Origin of the sequence: Paraneptunicella aestuarii, from assembly GCF_019900845.1 — a bacterium.
Taxonomy (GTDB): Bacteria; Pseudomonadota; Gammaproteobacteria; order Enterobacterales; family Alteromonadaceae; genus Paraneptunicella; species Paraneptunicella aestuarii.
This window is the reverse complement of record NZ_CP074570.1, coordinates 4,035,015-4,049,520: the sequence shown is the minus strand read 5'-3', so window position 1 is coordinate 4,049,520 and position 14,506 is coordinate 4,035,015. Positions and strand designations below refer to the sequence as shown.

Genomic DNA, 14,506 nt, shown 5'->3' with positions numbered 1-14,506 from the left:
CTCGAAGTCTTTGCTTTAACCATTACTTATTTGGAGTAATTAACAGGGCGAATGATAAAACCCAAGGCTTCGGATGCTTGGAAGCGCTATTTATAACAATAGATAAAACGACAGACACTACGCTGTTTTGGAAAACGATTTAATGGCAAATAACTATTTAACATTCCCTGAAATTGATCCGATTATTTTTGAGTTGGGGCCTTTGGCTCTTCGTTGGTACGGCTTGATGTACCTGATAGGTTTTGGCGCTGCGTGGTGGCTGGCAAGACGTCGTTTGTATCGTACAGGATGGACTGAGGAACAATTAAGTGACTTGTTGTTTTTCGGATTCCTTGGCGTGATTATTGGTGGTCGCGTTGGCTATGTTTTCTTTTACCAGTTCGATTTATTTTTATCTGAGCCGCTTTATCTGTTTAAAATCTGGACAGGCGGAATGTCCTTTCATGGTGGTTTGCTCGGTGTTATTGCCGCCCTTATGTATTTTGCCCGACAGAGGCAAGCTTCATTATTGATGGTCGGTGATTTTGTGGCTCCACTTGTTCCGATAGGATTAGGCATGGGGCGCATTGGAAACTTTATTAATGGGGAATTGTGGGGGCGCACAACTGATGTACCCTGGGCTTTTGTGTTTCCTGGAGCGGGGCCAATACCAAGACATCCTTCGCAGCTTTATGAATTCTTTCTGGAAGGTGTAGTGTTGTTTGCTGTGCTGTGGCTGGTGTCGATTAAGCCTCGTCCGGCTGGAGTGATTTCTGGTCTGTTTTTGCTGGGATACGGTTTGTTCCGATTTATTGTGGAATTTTATCGAGAGCCAGACGCGCACATTGGATTGTATGGCGAGTATCTGTCGCAAGGACAGTTGTTGTCACTACCTATGTGCTTTATTGGTATCGGATTTATTATCTATGCCTATAAAAAGCAACATGTCGCCAATGCATGAATGAGTAATTGATTTAGTAGATAAAAAGTAAGCAATCTAAATGAAACAGTATCTAGAATTAATGCGCCACATAAAAGACAACGGCGTTAAGAAAGAAGATCGAACTGGTACGGGTACACTGAGTATTTTTGGTTATCAGATGCGTTTTAATCTGGCGGATGGATTTCCGTTAGTGACAACTAAAAAGTGTCATTTACGTTCCATCATTCATGAGTTGCTTTGGTTTCTTAAAGGAGAAACCAATATTGCTTACTTGAATGAAAATGGTGTGAGTATTTGGGATGAATGGGCAACCGATGAAGGTGAGTTGGGGCCGGTTTATGGTTACCAGTGGCGTAGTTGGCCAACTCCTGAAGGCGGCAGTATTGACCAGATTTCTGACGTGATCGAGCAAATCAAATCCAACCCGGATTCTCGTCGCTTGATCGTGAGTGCATGGAACCCATCAGCACTACCGGATTCGTCTCTAAGTCCAAAAGAGAATGCGGCTCAAAACAAGCAGGCCTTGCCGCCATGTCATACCATGTTTCAGTTTTATGTAATTGATGGTAAATTGTCCTGTCAGTTGTACCAACGTAGTGGCGATGTATTTTTAGGTGTGCCGTTTAATATTGCCAGTTATGCGTTGTTAACCATGATGGTTGCCGAAGTCTGCGGGTTAGAGCCGGGAGATTTTGTTCATACACTTGGTGATGCTCACTTGTATTTAAATCATATGGAACAAGTTGAGTTGCAGTTAACGCGTCAACCTTATTCACTGCCTACAATAAAAATAAAACCCGGTGTAACAGATATTTTTGCTTACACCTATGATGATTTTGAACTACTGGATTATGAATGCCATCCTCATATTAAGGCACCAGTAGCAATATAATAAAAATTATAATTTACTGATTAATATAGTAACTGTTGAAGGTTTAAGTCTCCCGATGACAACTTCGGTTTTAATATGTGACGACTCAGGGTTTGCCAGAAAGCAAATGGCACGATCCATACCGGAAGGTTGGGACGTTGATGTTAGCTATGCCAAAAATGGCGAAGAAGCACTGGAAATGATTGCCCAGGGCAAAGCCGAAGTGATGTTTCTAGACCTTAATATGCCGGTTTTGGATGGTTATCAAACCATGCTCAGAATTAAGGAACAAGACCTTCCCACCATGGTTATCATTGTCTCCGGTGACGTACAGCCTGAAGCGCGTGATCGGATGATGAAGTTAGGAGCACTTGATTTTATTCGTAAGCCTGTTGATCAGGCCAAGTTATGCCAGATCCTGAGCCAATATGGTTTGTATGAAGGTGAAGTGTCTGTGCATTCTTCTATTGCCATGGTTAACACTCCGGAAAAAGGAGTGGATAAACTCGACGCCTATCGTGAAATGGCAAACGTTGCCATGGGGCAGGCGGGAGATAAGTTGGCTAGATTGCTCGGTGTTTTTATTAACTTGCCCATCCCCAATGTGAATGAGATCGCTTCTACCGAGTTGCATATGGCTATCGCGGAAATTCATGAGAATAATTCGGTCTCTGCCATTTCTCAGGGCTTTGTTAGTGCTGGTATTAACGGCGAAGCATTACTGATTTTTAATGACGCCAACTTTGCCAGTATGGTTAAGTTGCTTAAATACAGTAGTAATAACCTGACTGAGAAGTTGGAACTTGAAGCCCTGATGGACATTTCCAATATTCTTGTTGGTGCATGTTTGAATGCTTTGTCTGAGCAACTGGATGTGAGATTCAGTCAAAATCATCCCATTGTGCTTGGGCGACATTGTGATTTAAAGCAGCTACTTGAAAGTAGTATCAGTCGTTGGAATAAGGTGGTTGCCATTGAGATTGCCTATTCTATTGAAGACAGCGATATCCACTTCGACCTGATGTTGATGTTCCCGGATACGGCGATGGAAATGATCTTCCAGAAATTAGTGAATTTTGTGGAGTAACAGATGACAGAAGATCTGAGCGCTCTCGAAGATTTTCATCTTAAGCATGACTTGCTGGGTTCTATTGAAGTTGGCATCCTGATTTTGGATCGTGACTTCAATATTAAGATGTGGAATCAGTTCATGCAGAATCATAGCGGCATGATGCCTTCTACTGTACTTGATAAATGCTTGTTTGAACTGTTTTCTGAAATTGATGAAAGCTGGTTTCGCCAAAAGTGTGATCCGGTTTTCAAACTGCGTAGCCCGGCGTTTATTATCTGGGAACAACGTAACTACCTGTTTCGTTTCCCTGCTTACCGTCCTATTACCTCGTCGGTTGAGGACATGTATCAGAACGTGACTATGTTCCCGCTTACTTCTTTGTCTGGTGAAGTCGAGCAAATCTGCACTGTTGTTTATGACGTTACCGATGAGGCTATTAGTAAACAGCGTTTTCAGGCTGCAAACGAACAACTGCAGAAAATGAGTCGCACCGATGGTTTAACGGGCTTGTATAACCGCCGTTACTGGGAAGAACAGTGTGAACATGAATACAAACGTAGCAAGCGCTCAGGTGGCAATGCATCTCTGATTATTCTGGATATTGACCATTTTAAATCTATTAATGATAACTATGGGCATCCTGCTGGAGATAAAGTCATCAAGACGATGGCGCGTATTATCACTACGGCGATCCGGGAAACCGACGTTGCAGGGCGTTACGGTGGTGAAGAATTCACGGTTATTTTACCGGATACTGATGCTGATAAAGCATTTGTGGTAGCTGAGCGAATTCGTAAATTGGCAGAGCATTTACCTGTTGAATACGAAGGTAAGCCTATCAAATTTACGGTGAGTTTGGGCGTTGCCAAACTGGATCCATCTTACAGTTCCCATTCAGTCTGGATAGATCGTGCTGATAAAGGATTGTATGAAGCCAAGGAAAGTGGCAGAAATCGCACGGTTTTAAATAAATAACCTGAACTTACGTATTTCTGCTTTCCAAGCCATCTATATGGTGTTTGATACGCCAGAGAAATATGAGGCTGGGGAATACCATCACAGTGGTTAATACAAAGAACCCTGCCCAGTTGCCATCCATTCCGTCCACGATAAAACCACTTAATGAAGCTAATACTGTGCGTCCGAGTACGCCCAATGATGCCATCAGGGCATATTGAGTGGCAGAAAAGGCGCGATTACACATTAGTGATATAAAGGCGACCATGGCGACGGACGACCAGGCGCTGGTGAAGCCATCAACAAAAATGGTAGCAATGAAAAGCGGTTTACTTGGTCCCACAATGGCAATAGCGGCAAACATCAGGTTGCTGGATGCCATGGCGATACCGCTAATCATTAAACCTCGATAAATGCCGTAGCGAATATTGACCAGTCCTCCAATAGCGGCGAAGAGAATGGTCACCCACCAGTTCAACAGTTTGGAATAGCTGCCTATATCGGTATTACTGAAGCCGATTTCTTTATAAAAGACAATCGACATTCTACCCAGAAAAGCTTCACCCATTTTGAACAGGAAGATAAAAAGCAGAACCGATAAAGCCAATTTGACCCCGTTACGATTGAAAAATTCTCGAAAGGGTTCAACCAGGGTAATGAGCAGCCAGGTTGTAATGCGCTGCCAGGTTTTCGCTTGTATTGCACTATCAATGGCTGAATGATAAAACCTGTCAGCGCCTTCCAGCATTCGCTCCCGGTCAATATTGGGTTCCTTCGCCATCAGAACCGGAACACCTAGTAGCAGCATTATTCCTGCCAGTACATAGTAACTTTGAGACCAGCTCCAGCCTGGGATGTCCGCAATAAAAAAAGGAATAGCACCCAAGCCACCGTAACCCGTCCACCAACCTGCTGTTGCCGCGGCTGATGCGGCGGAAAGATTGTCTTTATCTTCCGTAGGAATAATGTCTATACGATAGCCATCAATCGCCACATCCTGAGTCGCTGAGCAGATGCTTATAACTAATCCCAGCAACGCGATATAGAATAGGCTTTGATTAATTTCCATATTTGCCATGACTATGCAGCAAGCGGCTATAAATAGCTGCATGGAGAAGATCCATCCTCGACGCAATCCCATTTTTTTGATCCCGGGAAGAGGAAGTTGGAATCGATCCAGTAATGGCGACCATAAGAAGTTGATGGAGTAGGAAACGAAAATAACACCAAATAAGCCGATGGCGGAGCGTGATAAGTCCGCTTCTTTTAACCAGGCCGTTAACGCAGAACCGATCATCACCCAAGGGAATCCTTGAGAGATACCAAACATGAAAATCGTCAGGATCCGTTTGTCTTTATAGTGTGAAAGGTGTTGGATGAACTGGTTCAAGAATGACCTGATAGCTAGCGTTATTATTATATTGTGGCTATTTGATCATGCTTGTCTTGGGAAAGCAACTAAACAAGTTTTTAAATTCTTAAGGACGCACGCCCACACAATCAAGAGGATAGACCTGAGCGCCTTCCAGAAATTCTACACAGGTCAGTAGTTCGGTGCGCAGGTAAGGGTCGAGCATGAGCTTATGCTCAGGCCAAAAGTGTATTTGGTGTAGCAGATGCCAGAATACCCTCTCTTTATGAGAGTCGGGCTCATGGGTTGAGGTTTCTATCTGAACCCATTCCTCAAGCGTATCCCAGAAATACAGATTCATTTCTGAATAAGGGATACGCTCTTCCCAGAAGGCTCTGACAAAGTAAGCTAACTGAGATGCTTTGGCATTGATAAAGCTTTCAACTGTCACAGATAGTATTCAAAGATTTAGTTAAGTCACTTGCTGTGAGTATAGTTGCTTTTTTTCGGTTTATCTTGGCGATAGGAATACATAAAAGTATCTGGTTGAAAACTGGTATGATTTTGAATACCGAAAATGACTTGATAAAACGCCATTGGTGTTATTATTTACCTGGTTCTTTTAGGGTTAGTAAGTGCTACCAACCCATATACGTAAGCCATCCATAAATTTCTTTAGACAGGTATATGAATTGATTGTGATCAAAAGATTGACCCACAATTTCTCGTTGTCGGTAATGTAATTTCAATGCTCGCTCTGCTGCGATTGAGCGTTTTTTGGCCGTTTTTGTTGTCCATTCCGTATCCCAACGATTATAAATATCCAAAACAGGGGCGTGCATTTGGGCAATGTACTCCGGTAATTCTTTATTATATTTATGCTCAGGCCAGTTGGCACTGATTGCGACAAAGGCATCGGGTTGAGGAATTTGTTGCTCTGAATAGATTTTCGCTAGCCAGGCCGCAGAGGTGCCTTGTGCTATTACCAGAAAGAACCCTGGATAGTTGCTGCTGTATTGCACAATAGACTGCATCAGCTGCAACATATGTTGCTCGTGAGCTTTAAAATCGTCTTCATGAATCAGTGGAGACTGATAATAAGGGGCAATGTTTTCTTTGTTGTTCGCGTTAACCTGAATGTCATTCTGTCCATTATTCATCATTGCATTAGCATCGGTTGGAGGTGGTTGCTGATAACCTCTTAGCCCCAACGTAGGCGCCGGAACCAATATTGTCACCCAGCCATGATCATTCATGGGTTCAACCAGAGAAGCTAAAGCAAATTTGTTCAAGCTGTTCACGCCAGATTCGCTAACGATAATAGCAACGCCTTTGGTGAGGGCGATATTGGCTTCGTTGATAACCACAAGAATTTCTTCTTCGCCAACCAGTGTGGTTCGATAAAAATCTGGCTCGATTGAGCGTTGAATGTCGGCTTTAATTTGCTCTGTTATTGCGATATTAACCGGAGGCGGTAAATTAGCTCGGTTGGGGAGTTTCTGTTTGGGCTCGACTGGGGCTTGTTCTCCAGCGTTCTCTTCCGAGCTCTTTTTTGTATCAGCTTCTTCATTCGAGCCTTGGGCTCCATTGCTGGTATCTGAATTTTCTTGCTGCCTTTGACTGGCTTGTTCCGTTTGTTGCTGCTCCTGTGCAAAGGTACATGCCGTGAACAGCATAAGTGCCACAAGCGTCAGAAGAATGATAAAAGGATAGCGTCGCAACAAAGCCCATTTCCCGATTTGATGTTTATGCTGACTATATCGGTTTCTTCCGCTATCTCTTTAATTTTGGAAGTTTTATTAATTCAAACTCGTTATTAAATATTAAAAGGGGGAGGTGATTCAAAGTTCAATTGCACGTCAGTTTGTGGATGCTTAAATGACAACTGACATGCATGCAGTTGTAACCTCGGGCGAGCAGCCAAGGCTTGTTCATGTGCGTACAGCCGATCACCCAATATGGGATGTCCCAGACTTAACATATGCACTCGTAATTGGTGGGAACGTCCCGTTACCGGTTTCAATTCCACTAAACTAAAAGGGATGTTCTTTTTCAGAGAGACATTGTTTTCCAGGTTGCGTGACTTGACCTGCCAGTGTGTAGTGGCGGGTTTGCCTCTTTCGTGATCCACCATTTGTTTCGGGCGATTCGGCCAGTCACAAATAAGAGGTAAAGACACAGTGCCGCTATCATCCTCAATATGCTCCCAAACCAGAGCCTGATAGGTTTTGTCTACTTGCCGTTGTTCGAATTGCTTGCCTATCGCGCCTTGATTGGATTTTCCAAAAGCCATAACGATAAGCCCGGAGGTTGCCATATCCAGCCGATGCACAATGCGAGCCTCGGGAAAGACTCGTTGCACTCGTAATTGCAGGCAATCTCTATGTTCCAGCGCTTTTCCCGGCACGGTAAGCAAGCCACTGGGCTTATCCAATACCAACACATGGTCGTCTTGATAGACGACCTTAATGTATGGATTGGTGGGTGGTTGGTAATTCAATATTGCCATTGAGAGTCATGCCATTGAATAAACAGGCTTATGGATTGTTTACGATCAGGCGAACCGCTTCCAGACGAACCTTGGCGCTGCTAATGGCATTCAACAAGCCATCATATTGAGTTTGCAGAAACTGGATTTCTTCTTCTCGAATCGATGGATTGATTTTGCTCAGAGATAACAAGCGATTGATTTCATCTCCCAATAGCTGTTTCACCTGTTCAGCTTGGGTATGCATAATCTGGTTGGCTTGTTTTTCTGCGAGTTGTGAAGCGCTTTCCAATGTCTTTGTAATGTGTTTGTTCAGAGCCTGACACAATTGGCGGCCTATCTTGCCTTTTACTGATTGCAGATCCTGGAACTCGTCGGTGATCAGTGTCTGCTTGGCATCAAGACTGATATTGATTGGTGTTGGAGGCAAGAAACGATGCAATTGCAAAGACTTGTCGGCGTGACCTGTCAGCACATATAGGCATTCCAGCCAAAAGTAACCGGCGGGTTTGGTTTTGTCGGTAAACAGACAAACGGAGCTCTTACCATTATTCTCCGCCAACAGCATGTCCATGGCGTTATTCACCAATGGATGATCCCAGCTCAGGAAGTGAACATGCTCTAGTTGCGTGGCGGTTTTTCTTTCATAAGTCACCGTCATACCTTCATCATCCATACCTGGCAAGGTGCTGATCATGCTTTCAGTTGGACGTAGGAAGTAGGTTTCCTCGTCACGCTCTTCTTGCGCAACACCAAGCCCATCCAGCAGATTACTCATGAATTTCTCCAGATAAGGAGAATCATCGGAGTCTTGGATGGATTCGATAAATGGTGCGATTTTGCCCTGACCCGAAGAATTCAGTTCTAACAGGCGATCCCTTCCTTGTTCCAGCTTCTGTAGCATGTCCAGGTGTAGGTGCTTGGTCGATTCGATCAGCTGCGCTGTAGCGTCGCTATCTTGAGGTTGACGCAGACAGTTGCCTAACTCTTCACGCACCTGTTCATAGATTACACCGCCAGTAGGGCAGGTATGCTCGAACGCATTCAGCGATTGATGATACCAATTCAGCATCACTTCCTGAGCTGAGCCTTCGAAGTAAGGAACATGCAGGTTGATGTCCTGAGTTTGACCGATACGGTCAAGGCGTCCAATACGCTGTTCCAGCAAGTCGGGAATTAATGGTAAATCAAACAGAACCAGATGATGGGCAAATTGGAAGTTGCGTCCTTCACTGCCGATCTCACTACAAATCAATACTTGCGCACCGTCTTCGGTTTGAGCGAAGTAATTGGCGGCTTTATCGCGATCCACAATAGTCATGTGTTCGTGGAAAACCGCAGTGCGAATGCCTGATTTTAAGCGAACCGCTTCAGCCAAGGCTAAGGCTGTGGAGCTTTTGGCACAGATAGTCAGGACTTTCTTGCCTTGCAGTGCTTGTAACTTTTCGATAAACCAGCTGACTCTTGGGTCTTCATCGTGCCATTCTTTGGCATCCAGCATGGCTTTTTCAGGAGCCAAACGCTTACGTAAACCCGCTTCTGGATGAATATCCGGTTTGCCACTTTCTGCCGCTTCTTTATAGGTTGCAGGCATAGCTAATGGATAGGAATTCAGAATACGTTTCGGGAAACCTGCAATATTGTTGCGACTGTTACGGAACAATAAGCGTCCGGTTCCATGTCGATCCAGCAACTCGGAAATCAGCTTGTTGATAGCGTCTGGTTTCAGTTGTTCAGGTGCAGACAACCACTCCTGCTTACCTGCAAAGGATTCTATTGCCTTAATATGTTCAAGGCTTAGCGTGTCGATATGGCTTGTACCAGAATCAAGAATGCTCAATAAAGGCGCAATGGCTTGCGCCAGCTCAGCATATTGTTGTTCTTCTTCAATAAAACGTTGGTAATCATGAAAGCGGTCGGCATCTAATAATCGTAAGCGAGCGAAATGGCTTTCATGACCAAGTTGATCTGGTGTAGCAGTAAGCAGAAGCACGCCTTTGGTGTTAGCTGCAATTTCCTGAACAACCTGATATTCCTGAGACGCTTCTTGCGGACTCCAGCGTAGGTGATGGGCTTCGTCTACGACCAATAAATCCCAGCCCGCATCGCGGGCAAGGCCGAAGTATTTTTCGTTCTCGGTCAGGAAATCGAGACTGCATAAAATCAGCTGTTCGCTTTCAAAAGGATTGCCGCCATCTTCACTGGCTGCGTCACAGCGTTCTTCATCAAAAATAGCAAAGGCGAGGTTGACCCGGCGCAGCATTTCAACCAGCCATTGATGCACCAGACTTGAAGGCACAACAATTAGCACGCGCTGCGCTCTGCCGGTTAATAGTTGCTGGTGGATAATCAACGCCGCTTCGATGGTTTTACCCAAACCCACTTCGTCAGCTAGCAAAACACGTGGTGCGAAACGTTGACCCACTTCTCGGGCAATGTGGATCTGGTGTTGAATCAGTTCTACTCGTGCGCCAACAAAACCTAATAAGGGTGAGGTTAGGTGTGCATGCTGTTGTAACAGACATTGCTTACGAATATCGAACCATTTGGGGTTGTCAAACTGACCACTGAATAAGCGTTGTTCAGGGGCGTTCAGTTGGAAATCGTGTGCTAAAAAGGTTTCTTTTACTTCCACCTTTTCTTTTGAGTCGCTACGGACGCCAAAATAAGTCAGCATGCCGTTTTGCTCTTGTACCGATTCGATACTGAAACTCCAACCTTCTGCGTGGTCAGCCGTATCGCCAGCACTGAAGGCGACGCGGGTCAGCGGGGCGTCTTTTATGGCGTAATTGCGACCTTCTCCCGTCGCTGGAAATAATAAATTGATCGCTCTGTCTGTGACGGCAATGACAGTACCAAGTCCGAGTTCCATTTCGGCATTACTGAGCCAGCGTTGGCCAGGATAAAAAGCTGCTGTTTGATTCATTAAATTCGTTTTACATCTGTTAATGCGCTAATACTATAGTAACTAAATAGCTGTGTTTAATTGTCAGTCATCCGTAGAGATTTATCGCAAACTCGCCGTGGATACTTCCATGTAGGCTCCACAGCCGCTTCGTCGATTCATCAAGTGAAAAGCAGGGCTGAGGGTTTGCTCCTAATTCTCTACGGATGACAGATAGTTTGGTACAGGTATGTAGCGCCGAGTTTTCGGGAAAAGCGTGAATTCTACCGGAGAATCGTTTCTGATCCCATTCTCACAAAGCAGTAATTCATATTTTTTCACTGCACTTGCGTGAGCTGGATCAACTTCAATAGGTTGATTGATTAAATGAAACGCAATCTGGCAAATAAAGTAGGTGAATGTCAGATAAAAGTGTTTTATTGTGGGAAGCATAAAGTTGGCTATAACTTGTAAGTAGAGCTTGCCTGACAAGCTCGGGTTGGTAAACGTGAGCTTCTGTATTTCGGGCTCGCGAAAGCCAGATACCACAAATCGACTCGGAGAAGCGAATGCCAAAAGAACCTGCCTCTCAAACCAAACTATACGTACTCGATACCAATATTCTTCTTCACGAACCTCTCGCTTTTTTATCTTTCAAGGAGCATGACGTTGTTATTCCAATGACCGTATTGGAAGAGCTGGATTACATTAAAGACAGTAAAAAAGATGTTGCCCGCGATGCTCGAGTGTCGATACGTGCAATGGAAGATGTTCTGCGTGATGCAACGCCAGAACAAATGGTTGATGGTGTTAGTTTAGCTGGCACAACCGCTGGTGAGTCAGCGCCAACCGGCCGTTTGTCGATATTTGCTGATCATACGATGACCGATGAGCAAAAGGTGTTCACCAAGAACGAGAACGACAACAACATCATTAGCGCGGCGTTGTACTTGCAGAAAGTCAAAGCGCCTCGACAAGTGGTGTTAGTGACCAAAGACATCAACATGCGCCTGAAAGCAAAAGGCGCAGGCATGGCCTTGGTAGAGGATTATCGAACCGATCAGCTGATCAGCGATATTCAATTCCTGTTCAAAGGCTATTACCGTTTTGAAGGCAATTTCTGGGATAGCGTAAAATCGGTCGAGAGCCGTTCTGAAGGCCGCGATACCATTCACACAATCAGCCGTGATGTGTTGCCAGAGGCCTACATAAACGAGTTCATTCTGGATCAATCGGAGAATTTTGCCGCGATCGTGGAATACATGGACGAGAAAAACATTGAGCTTCTCGACATGGGCTACGAACGTTTGATGGGGCGTAGCGCTTGGGGCATTAGCCCGAAAAACATAGGCCAGGCCATGGCGCTACATGCCTTGCTCGACCCTCAGATTGATCTGGTGATTTTGACCGGCCCGGCTGGTAGCGGTAAAACCTTGCTGGCGTTGGCTGCGGCTTTGGAAATGGTGGTCGAGAAAAATATGTACGACAAGATCATCGTCACCAGAAGCACGCCGGAAATTGCTGAGTCTATTGGTTTCTTGCCGGGAACTGAAGAAGAGAAAATGGCGCCCTGGTTGGCGGCAATTACCGACTCTTTGGAAGTGTTGCATAAGAACGACGAGAATGTGACTGGTTCCATGAGCTATATTATGGAGAAGGCCAATATTCAGTTTAAGTCGGTGAACTTCATGCGTGGTCGTAGTATTCAGAATGCAATTGTCATTCTGGACGAATCTCAAAATCTGACAGCATCACAATTAAAAACTATTATTACTCGTTGTGGAGAAGGTACTAAACTTATATGTGGCGGTAACTTAGCGCAAATTGATAGTAACTATTTGTCTCCAGTCACTTCCGGTTTGACCTATTTGGTTGAGAAGTTTAAGAACTTCTCCGGCAGTGCGAATATTAACCTGGATGGCGTGGTACGAAGCAGATTAGCCGAGTTTGCCGAGGAAAATCTGTAAAACAAAGCATGTTCTTATTCTGGGTTCATCTAAATAGAGTAAATAAGGTAGTTGTGTGGGAAGTCAGTTAAATCGACCAACGGTATTAATTGTTGACGATGAATCTATTAATAAGGACATGTTAATACATACACTTCAGGATGAATTCGACATTCTAACCGCCAGTTCCGGGGCAGAGGCTTTGGAATTGGCGGAGCATGAGCTTCCCGATACCATTTTGCTGGATATACTCATGCCCGATATGAATGGCTACGAAGTGTGTCATGAATTAAGGACGAACCCTGCAACAAAAGACATTCCCATCATCTTTTCTACCAGTAAATGTTCACCAGATGACGAGGTTCGTGGCCTGAATATGGGCGCGGCTGACTATGTGACCAAACCTTATAATATGGCGTTGGTGAAAGCGCGGGTGAGAAATCAGGTTTTGCTCAAGTTGAAGACCGATTTGCTGGAGCAAATGGTTAATATTGATGGTTTAACCAAGATCCCAAACCGACGCTACTTTGATGATACCTTTGAACAAGAGTGGCGCAGAGCTATTCGTAATCAGTACCCCATTTCAATCGGTATGTTTGATATCGATTCCTTTAAACCTTACAACGATAATTACGGTCATGTTGCTGGAGATGATTGCTTGGCGCGAGTGGCTGTTGCCTTGTCTTCTCAAGCGCGAAGAGCTGGGGATTTCGTGGCTCGATATGGCGGCGAAGAGTTTGTCTTTGTGTGGCCTAATTGCCCCGAAAAGAAGGCTCTGGATTTAGCCGACCGGGTTCGAAAAGCCGTAATGAAAATAGCATTGCCTCACGAATATTCATCGGTTGATAGTATCGTGACTGTTAGTGGTGGGGTGGCGAGTATTTACCCGCAAAAGGATTCCAAGCGAATTGATTTATTGCAAGAAGCGGATAAAAACCTGTATCGCTCTAAAAAAGCGGGGAAGAATAGAGTGAGTAATTCCAACGGTGAGATTTTAGCTGAATAAAGGCGCTTTTTGTTGTCTCAAGGCACTTTCTCATGGGTAAACATGCCACTGTCGAGAAAGTAACGGCTCGACTCAGCAATCTCTCCCGCTTTTAATAGTGCTGGCCCAGTGGGTTCCAACAGCAAATAATCCATACCATTGATATTCACCGTTAGCTCATCTTCTCTGTGTGGAAGGCTCGCCCCAAGCATAGCGTGATTGGGTAGATATATGACGACCATGCTGAGTTTGGGAAGTAAGGAACGCAGTAAGGCGGCAGTGAGTACGGCTTTACTATCGCAATCGCCCAGGTTGCTGTTAATCACATCCGAAGGTGGAAGATAGCCAGAACCATTGGATGTAAGCCTGTCTTCCAGAGGATTGTAGGGAATGCTCTGGATCCAGCTGAGTAACAGGTTGACGTAAGCGCGAGTAGAGCTGTCTTCCAGTAGTTTGTCGTAAATCGCTTGGGCTACCGGGAGCAATAACTCAATATTTTCTTTAATAAAGCGGGTGTGATCCGGTTTTACCCCTTCTTCCCCTGTTGGGCTTTTGTAGCGATTATAGTGGTTTTCGTTTAGGTAATTATCGAAAGCTTCTTCTTTCGCTTGTAGCATGGCGTCGAGCCATTCTTTTTGTTTTTCTCCAGAAGTAGCTTTTACCTGAATTTGTATTTCCTGAGGCAGCTTGCGAATTTGAATTTTAGCGTCCTTTGGGCTGATTTTCTGTACTTCTTTTTGCAAGGCAATATACACATAACGCAACGCGATTTCTTTGCGATAGGCCTTGGTATGACGGAACTGTTCCTGTAGCTTGGCCTTTTCAAAAGTAAAATGAAGTGTGTGGGCAACTTCCGATGAATCCTGCCACATATAGTCGAAGCTTATGCTTGTGTCGGTTTCACTGCGATTAAATTGCTTCTGCTGGGCAAAAACAGGCAAGCTGAACGCTGACAGGTTAAGCAATAGTAGTGCTGTGAATAGGACTATCTTAGGCATTCGGTATCATCTTTTTCTTAAATCGTTTTTTC

Annotated in this window: 12 protein-coding genes; 6 read left to right on the top strand and 6 right to left on the bottom strand. The window is 44.7% G+C overall.

Annotated features, from left to right (window positions below; genetic code table 11):
• The first annotated feature begins 142 nt into the window (after nucleotides 1–142).
• Genes lgt through KIH87_RS15585 form a run of 4 tightly spaced genes read left to right on the top strand, consistent with a single transcriptional unit; the run spans nucleotide 143 to nucleotide 3,840 of the window.
• Nucleotides 143–940: a prolipoprotein diacylglyceryl transferase gene (lgt, locus tag KIH87_RS15600; RefSeq protein WP_232358776.1), complete on the top strand. Its 798-nt coding sequence runs from the start codon at nucleotides 143–145 to the stop codon at nucleotides 938–940.
• 40 nt (nucleotides 941–980) lie between these two features.
• The gene (locus tag KIH87_RS15595) at nucleotides 981–1,814 is read left to right on the top strand and encodes a thymidylate synthase (RefSeq protein ID WP_232358775.1); all 834 of its coding nucleotides are present in this window, start codon (nucleotides 981–983) and stop codon (nucleotides 1,812–1,814) included.
• 55 nt (nucleotides 1,815–1,869) lie between these two features.
• Nucleotides 1,870–2,880: a response regulator gene (locus KIH87_RS15590; protein ID WP_232358774.1), complete on the top strand. Its 1,011-nt coding sequence runs from the start codon at nucleotides 1,870–1,872 to the stop codon at nucleotides 2,878–2,880.
• A 3-nt stretch (nucleotides 2,881–2,883) separates the two neighbouring features.
• Complete coding sequence (locus tag KIH87_RS15585; RefSeq protein ID WP_232358773.1) at nucleotides 2,884–3,840, top strand: GGDEF domain-containing protein; 957 nt, start codon at nucleotides 2,884–2,886, stop codon at nucleotides 3,838–3,840.
• Between the two features lie 7 nt (nucleotides 3,841–3,847).
• Here the strand turns inward: KIH87_RS15585 and KIH87_RS15580 are convergent, their stop codons facing one another.
• From KIH87_RS15580 to rapA, 5 genes are all read right to left on the bottom strand, one after another.
• Nucleotides 3,848–5,152, bottom strand: a complete 1,305-nt coding sequence (locus KIH87_RS15580) for an AmpG family muropeptide MFS transporter (RefSeq protein ID WP_232361508.1) — start codon at nucleotides 5,150–5,152, stop codon at nucleotides 3,848–3,850.
• 148 nt (nucleotides 5,153–5,300) lie between these two features.
• Nucleotides 5,301–5,624: a hypothetical protein gene (locus KIH87_RS15575; protein WP_232358772.1), complete on the bottom strand. Its 324-nt coding sequence runs from the start codon at nucleotides 5,622–5,624 to the stop codon at nucleotides 5,301–5,303.
• Between the two features lie 187 nt (nucleotides 5,625–5,811).
• The gene (locus KIH87_RS15570; protein WP_232358771.1) at nucleotides 5,812–6,897 is read right to left on the bottom strand and encodes a DUF3530 family protein; all 1,086 of its coding nucleotides are present in this window, start codon (nucleotides 6,895–6,897) and stop codon (nucleotides 5,812–5,814) included.
• A gap of 92 nt (nucleotides 6,898–6,989) precedes the next feature.
• A complete protein-coding gene (locus KIH87_RS15565) occupies nucleotides 6,990–7,682 on the bottom strand; it encodes a pseudouridine synthase (protein WP_232358770.1) in 693 nt (230 codons plus the stop codon).
• Between the two features lie 28 nt (nucleotides 7,683–7,710).
• Nucleotides 7,711–10,587, bottom strand: a complete 2,877-nt coding sequence (gene rapA / locus KIH87_RS15560; protein ID WP_232358769.1) for an RNA polymerase-associated protein RapA — start codon at nucleotides 10,585–10,587, stop codon at nucleotides 7,711–7,713.
• A gap of 527 nt (nucleotides 10,588–11,114) precedes the next feature.
• Here rapA and KIH87_RS15555 point away from each other — a divergent pair.
• Together KIH87_RS15555 and KIH87_RS15550 are read left to right on the top strand one after the other, a co-directional pair.
• The gene (locus KIH87_RS15555; RefSeq protein WP_232358768.1) at nucleotides 11,115–12,512 is read left to right on the top strand and encodes a PhoH family protein; all 1,398 of its coding nucleotides are present in this window, start codon (nucleotides 11,115–11,117) and stop codon (nucleotides 12,510–12,512) included.
• A gap of 55 nt (nucleotides 12,513–12,567) precedes the next feature.
• Entirely contained in the window at nucleotides 12,568–13,497 is a 930-nt protein-coding gene (locus KIH87_RS15550) for a diguanylate cyclase domain-containing protein (RefSeq protein WP_232358767.1), read from the top strand.
• Nucleotides 13,498–13,514: 17 nt separating this feature from the next.
• Here the strand turns inward: KIH87_RS15550 and KIH87_RS15545 are convergent, their stop codons facing one another.
• Nucleotides 13,515–14,474 (bottom strand): hypothetical protein, encoded by a 960-nt coding sequence (locus tag KIH87_RS15545; RefSeq protein ID WP_232358766.1) that lies wholly within the window; start codon nucleotides 14,472–14,474, stop codon nucleotides 13,515–13,517.
• Between the last annotated feature and the right edge of the window lie 32 nt (nucleotides 14,475–14,506).